The organism is Anaerocolumna sp. MB42-C2 (assembly GCF_030913705.1).
In the GTDB taxonomy this organism is placed as follows: domain Bacteria; phylum Bacillota; class Clostridia; order Lachnospirales; family Lachnospiraceae; genus Anaerocolumna.
In genome coordinates, this window is sequence record NZ_CP133190.1 from 1,101,565 (window position 1) to 1,120,071 (window position 18,507).

24 protein-coding genes are annotated in these 18,507 nt (G+C 35.4%); 1 reads left to right on the forward strand and 23 read right to left on the reverse strand.

From position 1 onward, the window contains the following. From RBU59_RS04950 to RBU59_RS05025, 16 genes are all read right to left on the reverse strand, one after another. Window positions 1–336 (reverse strand): hypothetical protein, encoded by a 336-nt coding sequence (locus tag RBU59_RS04950; protein ID WP_308146770.1) that lies wholly within the window; start codon window positions 334–336, stop codon window positions 1–3. 10 nt (window positions 337–346) lie between these two features. Continuing rightward, a complete protein-coding gene (locus RBU59_RS04955; protein ID WP_308146771.1) occupies window positions 347–1,372 on the reverse strand; it encodes a major capsid protein in 1,026 nt (341 codons plus the stop codon). Between the two features lie 14 nt (window positions 1,373–1,386). After that, window positions 1,387–1,773 (reverse strand): hypothetical protein, encoded by a 387-nt coding sequence (locus tag RBU59_RS04960; RefSeq protein ID WP_308146772.1) that lies wholly within the window; start codon window positions 1,771–1,773, stop codon window positions 1,387–1,389. Further along, window positions 1,773–2,891, reverse strand: coding sequence for a head maturation protease, ClpP-related (locus RBU59_RS04965; protein ID WP_308146773.1), 1,119 nt, complete (start codon window positions 2,889–2,891; stop codon window positions 1,773–1,775). Before RBU59_RS04965 ends, RBU59_RS04960 begins: the two co-directional genes overlap by 1 nt. Continuing rightward, window positions 2,881–4,461, reverse strand: a complete 1,581-nt coding sequence (locus RBU59_RS04970) for a phage portal protein (RefSeq protein ID WP_308146774.1) — start codon at window positions 4,459–4,461, stop codon at window positions 2,881–2,883. The genes RBU59_RS04965 and RBU59_RS04970 overlap by 11 nt, the downstream gene beginning before the upstream one ends. A gap of 13 nt (window positions 4,462–4,474) precedes the next feature. Further along, window positions 4,475–4,705 (reverse strand): DUF6148 family protein, encoded by a 231-nt coding sequence (locus tag RBU59_RS04975; RefSeq protein WP_308146775.1) that lies wholly within the window; start codon window positions 4,703–4,705, stop codon window positions 4,475–4,477. 8 nt (window positions 4,706–4,713) lie between these two features. Further along, window positions 4,714–6,579 (reverse strand): phage terminase large subunit family protein, encoded by a 1,866-nt coding sequence (locus tag RBU59_RS04980; protein WP_308146776.1) that lies wholly within the window; start codon window positions 6,577–6,579, stop codon window positions 4,714–4,716. Continuing rightward, window positions 6,572–7,135 (reverse strand): hypothetical protein, encoded by a 564-nt coding sequence (locus tag RBU59_RS04985; RefSeq protein ID WP_308146777.1) that lies wholly within the window; start codon window positions 7,133–7,135, stop codon window positions 6,572–6,574. Before RBU59_RS04985 ends, RBU59_RS04980 begins: the two co-directional genes overlap by 8 nt. A gap of 383 nt (window positions 7,136–7,518) precedes the next feature. Further along, the gene (locus tag RBU59_RS04990; RefSeq protein ID WP_308146778.1) at window positions 7,519–8,070 is read right to left on the reverse strand and encodes a tyrosine-type recombinase/integrase; all 552 of its coding nucleotides are present in this window, start codon (window positions 8,068–8,070) and stop codon (window positions 7,519–7,521) included. 121 nt (window positions 8,071–8,191) lie between these two features. Then, window positions 8,192–8,791, reverse strand: a complete 600-nt coding sequence (locus RBU59_RS04995) for a DNA adenine methylase (protein WP_330698550.1) — start codon at window positions 8,789–8,791, stop codon at window positions 8,192–8,194. A 227-nt stretch (window positions 8,792–9,018) separates the two neighbouring features. Continuing rightward, window positions 9,019–9,147, reverse strand: a complete 129-nt coding sequence (locus RBU59_RS05000; protein ID WP_308146779.1) for a terminase small subunit — start codon at window positions 9,145–9,147, stop codon at window positions 9,019–9,021. A 69-nt stretch (window positions 9,148–9,216) separates the two neighbouring features. Then, entirely contained in the window at window positions 9,217–9,732 is a 516-nt protein-coding gene (locus RBU59_RS05005) for a hypothetical protein (RefSeq protein ID WP_308146780.1), read from the reverse strand. Window positions 9,733–9,750: 18 nt separating this feature from the next. Then, window positions 9,751–10,077: an STAS-like domain-containing protein gene (locus RBU59_RS05010; RefSeq protein ID WP_308146781.1), complete on the reverse strand. Its 327-nt coding sequence runs from the start codon at window positions 10,075–10,077 to the stop codon at window positions 9,751–9,753. 1 nt (window position 10,078) lies between these two features. Next, window positions 10,079–11,119 (reverse strand): ATP-binding protein, encoded by a 1,041-nt coding sequence (locus RBU59_RS05015; RefSeq protein WP_308146782.1) that lies wholly within the window; start codon window positions 11,117–11,119, stop codon window positions 10,079–10,081. A gap of 241 nt (window positions 11,120–11,360) precedes the next feature. Continuing rightward, a complete protein-coding gene (locus RBU59_RS05020) occupies window positions 11,361–12,617 on the reverse strand; it encodes an Ig-like domain-containing protein (RefSeq protein WP_308146783.1) in 1,257 nt (418 codons plus the stop codon). Window positions 12,618–12,858: 241 nt separating this feature from the next. After that, entirely contained in the window at window positions 12,859–13,299 is a 441-nt protein-coding gene (locus tag RBU59_RS05025; protein ID WP_308146784.1) for a hypothetical protein, read from the reverse strand. 89 nt (window positions 13,300–13,388) lie between these two features. On the opposite strand from RBU59_RS05025, the gene RBU59_RS05030 reads away from it, so the two are divergent. Next, window positions 13,389–13,679, forward strand: a complete 291-nt coding sequence (locus RBU59_RS05030; protein ID WP_308146785.1) for a hypothetical protein — start codon at window positions 13,389–13,391, stop codon at window positions 13,677–13,679. A 314-nt stretch (window positions 13,680–13,993) separates the two neighbouring features. On the opposite strand, the gene RBU59_RS05035 is transcribed toward RBU59_RS05030, so the two are convergent. The 7 genes from RBU59_RS05035 to RBU59_RS05065 all read right to left on the reverse strand — a co-directional run bounded on the left by RBU59_RS05035 (window position 13,994) and on the right by RBU59_RS05065 (window position 18,506). Next, entirely contained in the window at window positions 13,994–14,416 is a 423-nt protein-coding gene (locus RBU59_RS05035) for a hypothetical protein (protein ID WP_308146786.1), read from the reverse strand. After that, the gene (locus RBU59_RS05040) at window positions 14,367–15,014 is read right to left on the reverse strand and encodes a hypothetical protein (RefSeq protein ID WP_308146787.1); all 648 of its coding nucleotides are present in this window, start codon (window positions 15,012–15,014) and stop codon (window positions 14,367–14,369) included. The genes RBU59_RS05035 and RBU59_RS05040 overlap by 50 nt, the downstream gene beginning before the upstream one ends. A gap of 162 nt (window positions 15,015–15,176) precedes the next feature. Continuing rightward, a complete protein-coding gene (locus RBU59_RS05045; protein ID WP_308146788.1) occupies window positions 15,177–15,419 on the reverse strand; it encodes a hypothetical protein in 243 nt (80 codons plus the stop codon). Between the two features lie 135 nt (window positions 15,420–15,554). Next, window positions 15,555–16,280 (reverse strand): hypothetical protein, encoded by a 726-nt coding sequence (locus tag RBU59_RS05050; RefSeq protein ID WP_308146789.1) that lies wholly within the window; start codon window positions 16,278–16,280, stop codon window positions 15,555–15,557. 15 nt (window positions 16,281–16,295) lie between these two features. Further along, window positions 16,296–16,718: a hypothetical protein gene (locus RBU59_RS05055; protein WP_308146790.1), complete on the reverse strand. Its 423-nt coding sequence runs from the start codon at window positions 16,716–16,718 to the stop codon at window positions 16,296–16,298. Window positions 16,719–16,780: 62 nt separating this feature from the next. Then, window positions 16,781–17,587 (reverse strand): ATP-binding protein, encoded by an 807-nt coding sequence (locus tag RBU59_RS05060; protein WP_308146791.1) that lies wholly within the window; start codon window positions 17,585–17,587, stop codon window positions 16,781–16,783. Continuing rightward, complete coding sequence (locus RBU59_RS05065; protein WP_308146792.1) at window positions 17,538–18,506, reverse strand: phage replisome organizer N-terminal domain-containing protein; 969 nt, start codon at window positions 18,504–18,506, stop codon at window positions 17,538–17,540. Before RBU59_RS05065 ends, RBU59_RS05060 begins: the two co-directional genes overlap by 50 nt. Window position 18,507: the final 1 nt, after the last annotated feature.

Here is an 18,507-nt window from a genome sequence, read left to right on the forward strand (position 1 = left end):
CTATTCTGCTGCGTTCTCCATTTCCTCGGTATAATTCAAGACTGCATCCACAAGCTCTTCTTTTGACATCTCAGCCTTAAGTTCGTCAAGGCCAATGCTTCCCGCATACTCAACGATTTTGGCTTTGTTTAATTTATTAAGTTCCTTTTCGGTCAGGAATTCAGCCGGTTCCCCATCACCAAAGAACGTATCCTCAGAGTCATCGAAATCTTCGGCTCCCTCAATTGCTTTTAATCTTTTTAGCCGTTTGATATCTTCCTCATTAAATTCAGAGCCCAGCTTTTCGCCGGGCTTATATGTTTTAACTTGTGATGTTATTATTACTAAAGCAATCATATTGCACCTCCTACAGAACTACAAGAACATACCAGCTGTCCACATCATCAGGTCTTGGAACAGGTCTGGAAGTCATTCTAAGTTTTTTCACTTCATTTTCATTATCAGCCCATGTCTTGGGAACCACCTCGGCTTCATATGTTTTATAGTTTCCCTCTTCCAGTTGGGTAACTGCTCCATACTCAAAGGTACCAATTCCTTTTGCATTGGCCATAATAACGGTTCCATTCGGAATCATTGGCTGTTCCTCTCCATCATCATCAAGAAACCATTCATCATAAGAATAAATTTCACATCCTAAGTCAGATATTTTCCCAAGGAAAGTCAAGGCCGGATCTATGATTTGAGGTTCTAAAACCACATTTTTAAGGTTCCGGATATCCATGGCTTCTTTTACTTTAGGATGTTTCATAAAAGCTTCTGCTGCATCCGATGCCATAATAAGAGTATCCGGTGCGACTCCGGTTTTTTTAATAATTAATCTTCGCTTAACTTTTAATAATGCAACCGGATCGGAAGTATCACTATTCCAGGTTTCGGTACCGGCAAGAATTTCACGGTTTGTAAAATTGTAATCAACCTGTACATCCAAGCCTTCCTCTTCATCCAGAACATGGAACTTACCAAATAGTAAAACCTCTCTGGCTTCCCACTCTTTACGCCTTTCAATAGCCTCCTGCAGATCTGTCATATCTTTTGCTAATAATTCATCTTCTCTTTCTTCCGGTGTTCTTCTGCTGTATGTATTTTCACCGATGGTACGTTTTGTAATATCGTCAATGGTAATAGGACGTTCCGGGGAAATCTTCGGAGTTTTAATAATGTTTGTCTTAAAACCCTCTCTTACCATAACTTTACCGCCACGCCTTGGAGCAACAAACGGAGCCATTTTCCTCTTGCCTTTTTTTACATCAATCTCAATAGTTTCCGCTACATGGGTGTTATTGCCCGGAAAAAAAGTACGTGACAAAAATGTACGTACCGGCGGAGTTTGTTCTAATGCGTCAAGCATTTCTCGTGTTGTATAATCTGGCATATTATAATACCTCCCTAATTAATAGTATTCTGCATGAAGATACCAAGCTTTCTTAATTCGTCTTCGTAGTCTTCCAGGTTAACGGTTTCATGAACATACAGTGCATCACGGTTAAAATCACCTGTTATGTATTGTGTCGTAACTACCGGATCTGTTGCTGTTGCCTCCCCGGTATCGGTATCATCTGTTAGCACCCCGGTAACACCGGTTGGAACATCGGATACCTTGGTTCCCGTCAGATAATACAGACTGTCTGCTGCTTTACCAATTAAACTGCCTCTTTTTAATATTCCCTGTTTCGGTGCAAGCTTGGCGCCTTTGGTTATTAATCCGATTTTGGTGGATACAATTAAGGAATCCGGTGTAAATTCACTTTCCTTATGAAATAAAACCTCTGCCATTACTTAACCCTCCTTTTGTCTTTATTTAGAAAGCCTGCTAAATTATTAACTTTAGCCTTTTGTTTCTCTTCCTTTGTTTTCTCAGGTTCATCGGCTCCAACTCCATCCGCACCTGATCCATTTAAATCATCTTTCATGTTGTTAAATGTCTGCTGCCCGATAGAATTATTTGCAATCATTACCTGATAAGCTAAATCTTTCGAAGAAATTGGTTCTTCATATTTTGCTTTATTTAGCATTTCTTCCGGCACACCTCCGGATAGCTTATCAATTTCCTGAAGCCTGTTTCTTTCATCTGTTACAGCTTGATTCATAGCATCAGAAATAATCTGATTCACATAATCCGGATAAGCCTTTTTTAAATCATCTACACTCTTAATCTCCATTTCGTCACTGGTTCCTTTCTTGTTATTATTTTTATTTATAAAATCCGCAGGTGCGGTTTTATCCAATAGATTGATAGGGAAGTTTTTATACTGCTTGTTGTTATATATAGTAGTCTGGTTTGTTGTAACATTATTTACAAACACTGCACCGTTTTTCATTTCAAAAGCTACTTCCTGAAAGAGAAGTTCATCCGCATATCCCAGATTAACTGCATCTCTTCCGGTCATCCATTCCTCGTTATTCATAAGGTCGTTTAGTTCATCTTCGGTTTTATCATATTTTGTACGATAAGATTCAATAATGGATTGCTTCACTTTCCGGTTTATTTCTGCTAATTTTTCTAAATCCGATGTTTCATAATACCCGTAAAGACCGACTTTATTATTGTGATACATAATTAATGCATTGGGTGCAGTCCTTATGGTATCTGCTGCCGCTGCCACAACCGTAGCTGCACTTGCACAGATTCCCTCAATAAGAGCAATTACTTTCGCAGAATTTAATTTTAAGTTAGTAAATATAGCATGTGCTGCAAATACATCACCGCCACCGCTATTGATATGTACATTAATTACTTCTCTTGTACCAAGCTTGTTTAACTCTTCTATAAACAGCTTATAATACACATAATCTTCACTAAACCAAGGTTCCTCTGACATGATCTCCCCATATAGGTTTAAATCCGCCGTATTATCGTCCCTTGCAACGAAATTCCAAAACTTATTCGGCATTTTGTACCTCGCTTTCTTTTCTGATCTGAATTTTTTCTACCTGTTTATTTTCTTTTTCCAACTGAGCAATATTTTTCTTATAGTCAGTTCCTGTAAGTTCCATCGCTTCGCGCTCTCTTGTGGAAACGCATAAATCAACCCTTGCTTTTGCAGCATTGATTTCTCTTACAGGATCAATCATACCTGCCGACGGTCCATTCCATTCACAATTACACCATGCTTTTTTTATAGCTGGATCCAAGAAAAAACCAGGCGCTTTAATTCTTCCAACAGCAATTGCTTCTGTAAGCCACATTTCATATACGGGCTGGCAAAAATCCTTTACTAACCATGCCCGTTTCATCTTGAATGCTTTCCAGGCTTCAAGCAAGGAAGCCCTTGCAGCACTATAACTACTGGTAAATGATAAGGTCAATAATTCAACCGGTATATCCAGCGCAGCTCCGATGTATTTGGCCATGGACGTAACGAAAGCATCGAAGTTCTGACTTGGTCTTTTACTGTCAGCGATTTCAATGCTTTCATTTTCATTTAGAATATTAATAGCACCTGGCCCTAAGGCATAATCATCGGGTGAAGTTATGAATCTTTCTCCCTCCTCTTCGATTCCTCCAAAGGTCATTTCACCAGGGTTACTGTCTGTTTTAATAAATACCGTAAAAATTCCGTTAATCACGGCAGCCATAAGCTCTGCTTCCGAATATCTGGTTAATTGTTTTAAACTCTCAATTACCGGTGCAAGATAAGGCACTCCTCTGTATTGATCTGCCCGTTCCGTTTCGAATATCATTAGAACGTTAGGCATTCCTGTTTTATCTCCAAACGCCTTTATTCTGTACCACTTTTTCTCCCTGCTCAACCTAGATGAGGGGTAAGTTGTACATATGTAATAAGCCACAACTGCTCCTTTGTCATTAATCTCCACACCATTATAAATTCGATTGCCATTCGTTGCTTTAGCATTTAAATTCACTGAATTACCGGTAGCATCCGGTGAGCATACCCTATCCGATTCGATCATATGTAATCGAAGTCCATATGGTAAAAAACTTGTAGGTTTATCGTATTCTACTAAACTACAGGCATCGCCATTAGAAAGCGCTGATATGATTGCAATTTGCTGCATATCATAGAAATCATGCACTTTAGTTACATCGCAGTGTTTTGATTCTGCCCACAATGCAAATTCTGTTTCCGTCCTTTTTTTCCATTGGTCAGCCTGTTCTGACGTTAGATTAAGAAGTTCAAAATCAATTGAGGGTTTCGGCCTAAGACCTGATCCAACAACATTTACAACATTCTTTCTTATAGCTGACTTGGCCAGGGGTGCATTCATGATTAGGCTTCTCGATCGTTTCCGTAACAAAGGAAGATTCATATCAATATCTTCCTGCGGGCTTTTACTATCTGCATTCCAGCCTTTCATCGAATTCTTTTTCCTGGAAGCTCCTCCCTCATCATAACCACTATTTTTAAAACTTCTTATGGTCTGCAATTTATATCTGTCGCTTTCTCTTTTAAGAGCAGCACTTGGATTCATATATTCCAGTGCTTTATCAATTAAATTCATTGTATCACCTGCCTTAAAGGTCTATTGGTACTACTCTTACCACTTTGTTTTTACCACCTGATTCCAGACGGGCAATTTCATTCTGCAGCTCTTTGATTTTCTTTTGCACATCATCCAGATCTGCTCTCCTTAATCTTTTGGTACCCATCTGGTGCTCCTGACTGGTTAAAATAGCTGCTTCCGCTTTCAAATATGCATTCAGCCTGTTTCGTGCCACGGTTAACTGTTCTTCTCTGCTTGCCATAATACCTCCTATATTTCGTATCCTCTGTTTACAATACCGGTTTTTCTTTCCTGTGCCGGTTTCTTTTTCGCTGTTACTTTCATATAATTAATGCCCTCTTTCACTTTTTTCTCTAACAGCCGCCAGTTTGGTTTTAATATTTCCACTGCTGCCGTAGCATAGTTTCTCATGTCCAGAGGTTCATTTCTTACACCTGATTTTTTAACCCAGACAATCTCCGGCTTACCTTTCTTATTTGTTCGGATTATTCTCTGTTCACTGGTTAACCCTTTCATATAATCCTCGTCATATCCCTTTTCACTTTCAACCGGAAAATGACAGTAGCCCGGGCCCACTTCCTTTAATTTTAATCTTGATAACAAGGTTTCTTTTCCGGAATCAACTCCTAACAAGAATATCTTTACCTTTTCACTATTGTTCGTACTGATCTTATATACAAAAGGAATTCCCTGTCCTCCCATACCTTTTATTCCATATACTCGCTTTCCCTTAGCTAACATCTTCTTTAGCCATTTATATGTCTTAGTCGTGTGGTGACCGCCTGTATCAATACAACTGGCTGCGATTATAAGGCCATTCCCATTTTCAAAATGAAATTCCTTATTTAGATATTCCTCTAAAGCTCTCCATGGTTCTTCCGAATTCTCCAAATCACCATATATTTTATCGGTACGGATTCCCCAGCTTTCATATTCTTTACCCCATCCGGTAATTTCTAATTCAAAACGATCATCTTGTACGTCAATACCTGCAGTTATGATTAATACTCCCTCCGGTAAATCTGCTGTATAGGTTTCTCTTCTTGATATTAAGGTGTCTTCATCGGCTGCTTCCCCTTTTTCCTCCCATGTTTCACCAAGGGAAGTATTAATCCACACCTTTAATGATTCTGGATTTCTTGTCTTTTTATATGTTTTCCAAGCTTTTTGATAATCCTTAATAATATCATTCCAGCTCTTCCAGGGGGATGCCATCTCATTTAAGTGAAACCCTCTGACCTTTCTGTTATCATTCTCTGCAATCCATTTACCCGGCTGCTGCTTCCACTCAACCTCTGAAAAATATTCTTCACAATATTTACATTTCATTTTAACATCCGAAAATCGTAATCTACCCCATTCAAAAGGCTGATACTGACCACAGCATGGACATGCAACATTCCATTTTTCCTTACTGCTTTCATTGTAGTCAATTTCGATTCTGGAAGCATTTTTTATAGTTGGTGTCGATACCTTTACAATTTTCTTATTCCAGAATGTAGTTGTACGCTTTTCAGCAAGGTCAACCGGATCACCTTCGGTACCGGCTGATTTCGGATAACGGTCTACCTCGTCACAAAGTAATATTTTTATGGGACGGGAGGCAAGACCGGAGGGAGCATTGGCACCGATCATGGTAATGTGACCACCTGGGAAAGTTTTATGTAATATCGTGTTCTCACTATCCCTAGATTTAGCCGATGATATTTTATCTGATAAGGCCGGTGTATCTCTTATCATTTTTGACAGTCTGTCTTTTGAGAAAGTTTCTGCCATTGAATCAGTAGGTTGAATCACTAATATCGGGGATGGATCATAATCAATATAATAACCTATGATATTTAAAATGATTTCTGTTTTGCCGACCTGAGCAGAACTCATAATTATAATTTCCACGCACTCATTATCATTGACTGCATCCATAATTTCCCTTTGGTATTCCGCTCTACTTGTATTCCACTTACCTGGTTCAGCACTTGCACCGGCAGAAAGAATTCTATAATTATCTGCCCAATCACTAACCTTTAATATTGGGGGCGGAGACATAAATTTAACGATCATACGGAATAATTTAATAGTCTTATAATCAATCTGTACTTCTCTTTTCTTACTCATAGGATGCTTCATCCTCTTCTGTATCAATATACTCTTCTGAGTAAAAATCATTTGGATCATAGTCTTTTAGTTCATTTAAGACCTCAATAACCTCTTTTGTTAATGATTCTCTTATCCAGTCGGCATTGTCCCTCATTACTAAAAGCGGTGCAACCTTTGACGGCAAGTTAAGCATTCTTGCCCGGAAAGAAGAAAGCATATCTTTCATAACAAGTTCAACATCAGAGGACTTATGTAATTCTCCCTGCATTAAAGAAAGCTTTAGCTGTGACATATGCATCTTTACTTTTTCATGCTGGGCTTTAATTTCCTCTAAGGTTAATTCCTTGTCCGGGTCCTCTCCATTATCTGCAGCGATTTTAATTGTAAGGATATAATTCTTAATACTTTCCTTAAGGTTATAACGGCCTTTTGCCGCCCGAACTAATATACCCTCATCTGCAAGCATTCGTACTCGTCGATCTCCAACACCCATAATCTCAGAAAGTACGGAAGCAGAAACCGTTACTGCACTGATATCTTTTGTTTTCATTGAATCAATTGTATTTTTTTCCATATTTACACATCCTTTCAGCTTATAATCGGAAACGGCAATTAACAAAATTTTTTATTAGTAACTAGGCAATTCTTGGGCTCGGCGACCCTCGACGCTCAAAAAAGGCGCTGGAAGTACCTTTTTCCAAACGCCTGTTCTTGCGATATTTGATTACGTTTTGGCTCACATGGAATCCGTTTCCATTTCATTCCAAATCATTTGACATATCTACAATTCTGTAAAGTATGTTAAAATTATGTTTCTTCTTATAGTAAGTCAGTCATTTTTTATCTGTTCCATTTGACAACCCCTTATTATGTCAAATGATAATTTAAATAATATATCGCTTCCGATTTTTATTATAAAAAGATAAAAAAATAAAGCCTTATAAAAAAGCCTTTCATTTACTCTAAGATATCAATTTCCTTATATATTTTATTCTTTGTATCCTGGTTAACACCAATATATCTGAGTGTCGTATGTGGGTTAGAATGGTTAAAGATATCCATTAGCATTGCAACATCTTTCGTTTTCTGATAAGTCAGATAACCAAATGTTTTCCGGAGCGTATGACAACCCACAGATTCAACCCCGAATTGTTTTGCTGCAATAGTTAATATGTTATAAGCTTGTTGCCTGGATATCGGTTTATTTAATTGCTTTGGTGATTTAAACAAATATTCGAAATCCTTTTTATCAGATATGTATTCATCTATTTGTCCGCGAAGATATTTATTAATCAGAATCAGCTTTTCTTTCTTGGTCTTTTTCTCTCTTATGCTGATGTATTCTTTATTCCGTACATCACGAATCCGAAGATTTAAGATATCTGATATTCGTAATCCTGTATAGACACCCATTGCAAACATCAAAGCATCTCTGCTATTTTTTAATTTCAGATAATCATGAATGTCCTTGACAATTGCCTTATCTCTGATTGGTTCCACTGTATTCATCTAATCACCTGCCTTTCAAGAAAGAGAGATACCAATTAACTGATATCCCTCTTCTAAAATAAATCTTTAAATAATACCCAAAGACAATTATAGTAATCGAACATGCGTTTGTCAATGAGTATTAATAATTTTTAATTATAAGCTCCTTATACTTTGCTCCCGCTGTTTTACTTACGAGATTATTTTGTCTTTCCGTTTCAATAATATTATAATCAGAATAAAGTTCCCTTATATATTCCGAATCATTGTAAGACAATATAAATTTCCCCTTGATATTACTAAGGGTTTCCCTTAACCTTAAGTGATCTGCTTCGGTAAAGTTAATGTCATAATATTTCTCTGCCTGGTAATAAGGCGGATCAAGATAGAATAAAGCACGTTCTCTGTCATAGGTTTTTATTAGATTTTCAAAATCCTTATTTTCAATCACAGTACTTTTTAACCGGTCTTTTACCAAACTTAAGTATTCAATGGAGTTATCAAGATTTTTACCTTTCAATGCAAATGAACGTAAATCGGTTCCAAAGCTGTTCTTGATTAAGATAAAATACCTTGCAGCTCTTTGGATGTCCGTCATGCCTCTGACTTGTATCTGTTCTTTGTAATCAAAAAACTGATCTCTTGATACCAGGTTCCATTCCAGTTCTTTCTGCAAAGCTTCGGAGTGATATTTCACACACCGGTATAAATTAATAAGTTCACTATTAGCATCATTGAACACTTCCAATTCTGCATGTTTTTCCTTTGAGAACAGAAGCCAACCGGCACCTCCGATACTTCTATGTACCGATCGTATTCTTCAGTGCCGGGGAATTGTTCTAATATTTTGTTACGTAGCAGCTTCTTGCCGCCAATCCATGATATAAAGCTATTCATGTAATCATCACCTTTCAAATAATATTGGGTACTATTTAGGTGATTTATTTATATATTAATAGATGCTTAGACTTACTGCCTAAACATTCCTTTAATATCCTCATGTTTTATAATCTTTAATTTATCATAAGTCCTGGTTGCATTAAGGTCTATCAAATATTCATCTGCAAATAACTTCTGTTTATCTGTTAAAGCTTTCAAAGAAAAAAGGAACCTAAGGAGGTTCCTTAGGTTCCTTAATAATTAATTTAAGTTATTTGATTTCAGTATCTAGGTTAACAACATATGTAATTTATCACATGCATCATCAATAATAGAGATATAATTCATAACTTCTTTTTTAGAGTTATCCATGTAAGTGGCATCATGTCCATGATCTCCATAGAATTCCTTTAATTTATTAAAAGTATCATCAACTAATGATATTAACTCTTGATTTTCATCTGTATTCTCACACTCTTTTAATAGCGTTATCTTATTTCCAACAGTCCTAATCATAATCAATGTCTTCTGATTATCTTCTTTACTTTGGTATTTTATAAAATCCTCATTTAAAATAATATTCTGTATTTTACTAAGTAAATAATTTATTTTCTCATTCTTTTTACTTTTATCATTTCTTAATTGAACTAAAAAATAAGATACAAGTATGACAGTTAATAAACTTAAAATTTGAACTAAAGATGATTGTAAAAAATCATCATTTTTTAAAACGTTATATATTATTAAAACTATGGATGCCACCAATATAATGCCAGGGATAAAAATATTGGATTTCTTATTCATAACACCCTCCCATGTATATTACAATTCTTTTTCAGCCTTACTTACATACTTTTCTATATCATTTTTTAAAGAAAAATCTTCTTTAGATATTATTTCAATATTATTTAAAATACCCTTAGTTCTTAATTCTCTTACCAGTCCTCCGAAAGACTCTTCGAGAAACGAAGTTGAATATCCGAAAGCTCCATCAAAATCTATTGATAATTTTTGATTTGTATCCTTAGCCTCAATATACTTAGGCTTCAAAAAATTTTTTCTGAATTCTTCGCCAGAAAAAGGGCCTTCCTTAATAGTTCTACCGCCAGGTGCATCTGAAAAATCTTGAGCTATTTTAATGTTTATCATATTATTCACTCCTTCCGGTAATCTCAAAGCTATAAATTGTTCCATATATTCTATTATTATTTTCTATTTTTGTCAAATTATTCTTATTTCCTTCATTATACAATTTACAAATACCTTTACCTGATAAAACAAAAAAGTTTGATAGCTTACCACTAACAACAAAATTTTTAATAGCTGGTAACCCAAGCCCCCTATTCTTTTGTTTTGTTTCAGTCCTAAATTCACCATTAAAAGCTGATTCTATAAGATCAGAGTCAGTATTCTTTTTTAATTTTACTATTTCCCAGAAATTCTTTCTTACTGTATTAGCTATTCCTAAACCAGTATCTATAAATATAAATTGCACTTTATTATCAATATGTTCAGCATATAAATACCAACAAGGAAACATTAATTCATCATCATCATTATATGCGTGATGTACTGCATTTGACATTAATTCAATTAACGTTTTAAATAAAGTAGTCGTAAATGCTCTGTTTTCGTCAAGTTTTTGCATAACAAACAAACACATTTGTTTAGCTATACTTTGATCCGTAACTTTCCCAGTAACTATTTGCATTTTTTCATTACTTTTAGGCAGTTCTTTATATGTAAGCTCAACATAGTTAAAAAATCCAGATTCTAAATATGTTTTTTTTGCTCTTTCTATATTGGGTAAATTTCCTTTAAAAGAATATCGTTTTATACGATTCAATTTGATATTATGAATTATAGCTATTATATATACTAATGCATCAGTGGTAACCAAACAAACATTTGCTGAATCAATAAAAAATGTTTGTTTAAACTTTCCATTTCTAATTTCATTTATAATATCATTAAAATACATAATTGTATAATCAGTATTTTTAATAAAGCTAAATATCGTCGGTGCATCTTTTGTATAAAATCCCCAATTAACATTATAAAAATCATTAGCTATTTTTGGCGTTTTAGCTAAATTATTTGAAGTTTTATTAGGATTATATTTCTTATTTCTTTTCTTGATATTATATTTTTTACTTTTATTATCAAGCCATTCCTTTCTTGTTAAACCCATAATATTCCCCCAAATAGTATTATAAATTATTATATACCATAAAAACCCATATTTCAATATAGAACACCTATTGTTTATGATATTTGGAGAGCATAATTAATAATGGATTATCCGCCATAAAAATAAATTTGCGGGATCAGTAACTCATAAATAAAATCATAAAAGACGCGCACTAATTTTCAGATACTCCTTGGGAGAGAAAAAAGGACACTTATAAAAGTGCCCATATAACAATATATTATTATTCTCTTACTCTTACATACACCTGACCAATAAGTTTTCCTGTATCATCAGTTGCAGTTACTAAAGCTAAACCCTTACTTACAGCTGTTACTTTACCATTACTTGCTACTGTAACAACCGACGGATCCATAGAAGACCATGTCACATTAACAGTATTAGTTAAATCATCAACTGTTAACCTGCATGACTTTCCCACTTTTAAGTCTACTGCCAATCTTAAATCTTTCGCATCATCTACAACCAGTACATTAATATAATCTGTATAAGTTCCATCTGCACTTGCTACTGTAATTACTGTATTTCCGGGTTTTAAGGCAGTAACTACACCGTTACCATCTACAGTTGCAACTGCATTATCTGAGGATGTCCAAATCATTTCTGTATTTACATCTAAATCATCATCTACACTTAATTGAAGTTGTTCATTTACTTCAAGTACAACTTTTAAAACATTTACAAGAGGTACTTCTGGTAGTACTGCAGAAGCTTCATCGGATTTTGGTCCTTCCGTTCCGGAAACAACAGCACTTACGACATAATAGTATGTTGTACCCGCTGTTACCTCAGTATCTATACATGTAATAGCTGAACCCGAGACTGTTTTTTGAACTGGCTCGATAGAAGTATAAGGACCTCCAAGTGTAATTGAACGTTTTAAGATGTAACTTGTTGCTCCATCTACAGCATCCCAACTCAGTTTTATTGCATTACTTCCTGGAGTAGCAACTAAATTTGTAGGTTGATAATAATCTACGAGGTATCCGGTATCGTCAATATCTATTGCATCTAACACGAATTCCTTTCCAATATCTTGATTTGTTATTCGAACGGTATGTATACCATCAGCCAACCCAGTTTTTTCATAAACTATAATTTGGGTTTTCCATGAACTCCTAATATCGGAATATTGTTCTATCTTACCATCTAAATTAATATAATTTGTACTTCTATATGATGAATCAGCTACACTAGATATTATACGTATTTTCGTACCTTTAAATTTAAACTTCATAATTCCATTTCCCGATTTTGTTACTGCTACAGTACCATCATAATGGTTTACATGATTAGTTGTTTTCCAATCATTACCTTCGTATGTGATATTAGGATTAAGGTTATCATATCTAAGCCAACCGTTTTCTGGAGTTGTTAATTGGTCACCAACTGTGGCAGCCTCTACATTAACAGGGGCTAAAAATAAAAAGAACATCATAAACAAAATTCCTAAAACACTTACTTTTTTAAATATGCTCATCTTTTGTATCCCTCCATAATTTTGATAATTAAATTATAAAATAATGTCGATTTAAGAAACAGTCTATAAAATAAAAACTATAAGATGTAAAATTAAAGGTTGGTATTATTACCCAATAAAAGATCCCTGTCCAATAAGAACAGGGCAATTAATTATAAAAAACTGTCACCAGACTTTTGACACCTGGCAGCCGCAGGAGGAAGTCTCATTGTAACTTCTCCATAATAATAATACCATATGTTTATTGGGAAATGGGGGAATTATGGGAATTTATAATATAGCTTCTAAATCTTTTTGAATATGTAGTTCTGTCCTTATCCTCATCTAGCTCAGTTGCTATTTCTATCCAACCCATTTTCTCATAAACTCTCATTTCGAATAACAATTGCAGCTCCGGATCATCAATTAGATTTATAAAATCTTCAATTTTCTGGATTCTGTTTTTATCCTCATTAATAGATTTTTCTAGCTTATGAATCCGGTTACTGCACTCATCCATTTCTTTTGGTTCATACATCTGTACATTGTAATGAGTTTCAATATAAGGAAAACTTTTAGACGATCCTTTTACCTTACCATTCACGATAGGAATATCTTTATTTCTTAACTTTTCAAGCTTAATTTCATTTCGTTCTAATCTTGCTTTTAATGCCTTATAATGGCTTAATTCCTTTTCCGTCAATAAATTTCCTCCTTTCCAGCAATTAACTGTTGTGTTTAAGAACACATGTTCGTATAATATATAGAAATCTTATTTGTGAGGTGCTTACTATGCCATTCTTCGAACCGGATCGTAGTCCGGAATATAAAATTAATTATAATAGCCGTCAGCCTATTTCCGTTATAGCTGCCTTTAATCCTACCGGTGATTTTAAGCCTGTTTGTTTTGGTATTAAGGATTTGTACAATAATGTTTGTAAAGTCCAAATTACAGGGGTTAAATACAGCAAGGATGTAAGAAATGGTAAGTCTTTTTGTTGCACCTATCTGGCAGGTGATCAGCAGAAAGAATGTATATTGACTTATTACATATCAGACCACCGGTGGGTATTAGGCTCCTGAAAATGTTCACAGTAACTTAACATTACCATCAAACCCTGTACACATATGAACGATATACTTAGTTCATAAGATAATAACAAGGTTCCCCACCTTGCTAACATAAATTTCTTTTTCATAAACCGGCCAGTAGGATAACCTGCTGGCCCCTCCTCTGTTATGGAGTAATTTTAGTTTAGCGAAGAAAAAACCTATCAACCTTATATTGATAGTTGATAGGCATAAACTATTTCTTATTAAATTAATTAAATAATTAATACGTTATTTACAATGATTGCAGACTAACTTATATACGTAATATGAATAAAACTAAAGAGCTACATAAAAGACCACTCATTATATTCATGTTTAAGAAATTCCACATCATATTCCCAATCAATCTGACTTAATTTTTTTAATTGTATAATTTCTATTTTATCGCTATTTTCTTGAAAACCCCAAGAAAAACCAGTCAGATAACGTATTTGATTACCATTCACATAACTTGGCATGTCAACCAAATATGTATTTGCACTCCATATTAATTCTTTGCCCATTCCATAACTGTTTACAGGTGCGTCATATGCTTCGGCAGGGTATCCATAAGAGAAAAACGGTATCTTTTTTTCTTGAAAAATTGGTGGTGTGTCTACAATTTTAACTTTATCTTTACTGTTATTAATTTCAACTATTTGTATAAATCCACAGTATCTATAAAATCCAAGCCTCGTATAAATGTCCTGCCGTTGTTTGAATAGCAATTGCGTTAGTTACATCTTTCGAATACAGTTTCCACATAGCTTCTGATTCATAACTATTTAAATGCCAGCAACTTATATATGTGTTTTCTCTATCTTTCTCTCCCGATTTATTTATTTGATTTAACAATTGCTTAGAATCCGCTTTTATCTGCTCATCTGTCAACTTACTTATATCTTGACCTGGTGCAGTTAAAATTGCCTTTTTGAAAAAATCCAGATAAAAACTATCCCAATCTTCCTTTTTATCCATTATTCCTTTTGCACCTTCAAATATATCTTCAAATGTATTAGCGGCGGCAAAATATAAATCTTTCCGACTAATCATAGAGATAAATTTTGATAAATCCATATATCTCCATAGCATATCATCTGGTAATGGTTCTTCATATTCAAGTTCTTGCCAATGATACCTTACAACAGTTTCCTCTAATAAATGTGAGCATTTATCACATAGAACAGCATATTGTCTCCCTGTCAAATATCCTAAATGCGCACAGTCTCCCTCTGTAAAACCTTGTCCACAATTCGTACATTTTTTTCTATGCTCATTATAAAAAATATCAAGTTCTCTTGTGTGTTTTAATGTCATTTCTTGCATATGCACCCCTATAGCTTTCTCGTCATTAATTCGCCATCGCTACCAACAGTGAATCAATATTTATACTATATCATACTGATCAGATCAATTCTACCTTTTTATTCCAATTCTATCAACTATCAATATTCAGTTTTCAATGTACATAATTAACTAAATCCTAATTTACTGACTAAACTCAACTACAGAAATATTATCCTTTATAGGTGTTCCGGCTGCATTAAGGATCGGATTTGCAACAAACGTTAATCCATCAACAGCATAGCACCCTCTAAACCCATCAAGCCATACACATAATGTTCCACATACTTCCTGTGGTTCAGATATCACAGTAAAAACTTTATCCTTGTTTTTTTCAGAAACAAAATACTTATCATTCATTTTTACTAAGTCATATTTATTTATCATAAAACTCTCCCTTCGTTAGATTTCTTCTTGTCTCCTGGGCAATATATAACTGTATTCAAATTAAATCTTCATCACCTTTATCAATTAACTAATATTGCTATAAAGGGGTGAATCCCTCACCCCTCCACTTTCCTCTTAAGCAATTACGGTAAACTCCGTCTGTGTCCCAACACCATCGGACAACTGATTTTTCAAATACTCAGCCACCGCTTCAACCGCTGCATTCCTCCATGCTCCGCCGTCTGCTTCAAATAAAGCACAAAAAACGCCTCTTTCCGAACTCTTCATTCGGAAAACAAATTCACTTGGTATCTGCTGTACTTCCTGGAATGTTCTATAAGGTGCCAGGGTAACCGGATTCGGTACCTCGAATTCTTCCTTACTTGCCAGGCCTGTTTTAACAGTAGCTTTCTGGGTAACTCCATCATCACCATAATTAGCGATTGTCTTATCTTCCACGTTCCCGGCAAATGCGGTAACAATCTTTCTTTCATCATCACTAACGAACTGCGCTTGCATCATGATAATGAATTCTTCCTGGATTACGAATTCATTCAGCCGGATTCTAGGCAGATTGGCTTGTACACTTATCAAGACTTCTCGCCTCCGATCTGCATCTAACATACTGGTTAATTGAACTTTATCCGGTGCCAGTACGTGGATTATCATTTTCGGTGCCATGGAATCAGTATTGCTCTTTATGTAGTCAAGCAGACTTGTAAGGGTTGACATCTCAAGGCTGCTTGCCCGGATATTCTTATCAAGCCTCTTTAAATCTTTATCCGTGAATTTCTCTTCACCAACATCATAAATCTTTGCCTCTTTTAAACCAACAATATACATTAATGCATCTTTAATCATCTTTCATTCCTCCTATTATTTGTTCATTGCTTTTCTAAAATCAGTTACTTTTTGTGGCTGTTCTGTGATATCTTCCTCGTCCGGCTCCGTGACCTCTTCAGATGGTTTTGCCTTATCAATCGGCAGGCTCATCTGTCCACGTATCGTATTGCGGTTACCATATTCTTCGAATTCGATCTCGCCGGTATCCAGATCCTTACCTACGAAGAACTGCGTTTTAGCAGGTAAGACTGCCGCAAGTTTTGTCTTAACTCCAATATCCACGCTGACATCATCTCTGGTTTCATTCTGCGAAAATGTAATATTAACCGTTATCCCTCTTTTGTCCTTGGAGCTGGTATTGACATCCTGCATATTATGTATGACCTGATAGAACGCCCTTGTAAATTTCTCGCTTAACACGCCTCCTGCAAATTGTTCTAAATTAACTTTTTGCATCTTACTACCTTCCTTTCGTTTATTTTGAATGCTTAGCATCACAATCTAACTAATTAATCAGCCTAGCTTATCAACTGCATTAAAAAATCATTATTTTCTTTTCTTGCCAGCGAATCTCGGATGGATTCATTGGGGAACTGAACCGGCAGCGCCATCTTACCGATCCGGCTTCTTATCCGTTCATCCAGTTTCAAATCTTCAATCCGGACATTACTTGTAAAGATAGTTATCTTCTTAGAAATCAAACGGTTGTCCAGAATGCTATAGAATTTTTCATCTACCCATGGAGAAGATTTCTCAACCCCGATGTCATCAATTATCAGAACCGGCACCTGGGTAATGTCATTGACTAATTGCATTTCTGAAAGCAGTGGCTTTTCTGCATCCCTGTTGCTATTCCAGGTGTTTTTAATTTCATCCAGAATGCGGATGGCTGTTGTAATCTTTGCCGACACCATGTAATTATTGATAATGTCATTTGCCATGGATACCGCCATTCGGGTTTTACCGCTTCCCTTTTCTTTGCTGTACAGGTATAGACCTTTACCGGTTTCTTTGATTTGGTTAAACTGGTTGATATAATTACGGCATATAGCTTTAACCATTTCTGCCTTTTCCCTGGTTTCAACTTTTGAATAACAGTCGGTTTTAAAGGATTCTACCGACAGACTTTCGAACTCTCTCGGAATATCCGCAAACTGCAGCTTATTACTCTTAATCTTTTTAATACGGCATCCGTTGGAACATTCCCTGCTGTATTCATAACCGTCCTTTATGTAGAATTCCCAACCTGTATCTTTGCATTTGGGGCATATGGATTTAGCTGCCTCTGTTTCGGAATGCTCTGATGGCTGCCTGTTCTGCTTCATCACTTGCATCCATTCCTCGGTTAACCGGTTGATTTTCTCCATCCTGTACACCCCCTTTATTGTTGTTATAATTACCCTCCACCACCTTGATGGCATTCGTGGAATTCATAAGCCAGTCGAAGCTGCACCAGCCGTTAGGCTTATATCTGCCTGTAAGGAAATCACTTTCCTGAGTAAGCTTAAATATATATTCAAATCGTTCATAGATACTCATATCACTTAGCACTTTTGCTTTATTCAGTGCATTGACTAAAGATTTAATCTTGCGTTTCCTTTCATCCGATACTGCTCTCACCTTAGGAAGATCAATACAGATCCGGTTATATAAATCAATAATCTGCCCATAATCAATTCTTTCACTGCCATTATTGTTATTACCGTCATTTTTTTCAGGTTCAGCCGGGTAATATTCTTCGTTAGAAGAATATATATTATTTATTTCTTTTTCTTTCTCTATTTCTTCTTCTATTGCGTGACTTGGTGTGACATCATCGTGACATGTCACGTGACAATCTTCAATCAAAGCGATTTCTTTTTGCTTATCCCTCTGCCTTTGTTTACGGATGCGATTCTGTTCTTTAATTTTTTCCATACCGTCAATATTCTGATGTTTTTCAAAATTAGTAATATAGATTCCCTTAACCGTTCGCTCTATCATGTTAAACCGTTCAAAGGTTGTTAAAGCCAATTTAACAGTATTAAGCTGCTTGTTAAAAATGGTTGAGAGCATCTCATCGTTATATGGGAAATCTTCTTCGATCAGTACATATCCCCCGGCATTACATTTACCCGCTAAAGCAATTAACCTGATCCAGATTACCAGTATGGAATCACCCTCCGGCAGCGCTTGAATCAACTTAATTTTTTCATCATCAAACATATCAATTTTTAATTTTATCCATGAAACCTCTGCCAACATT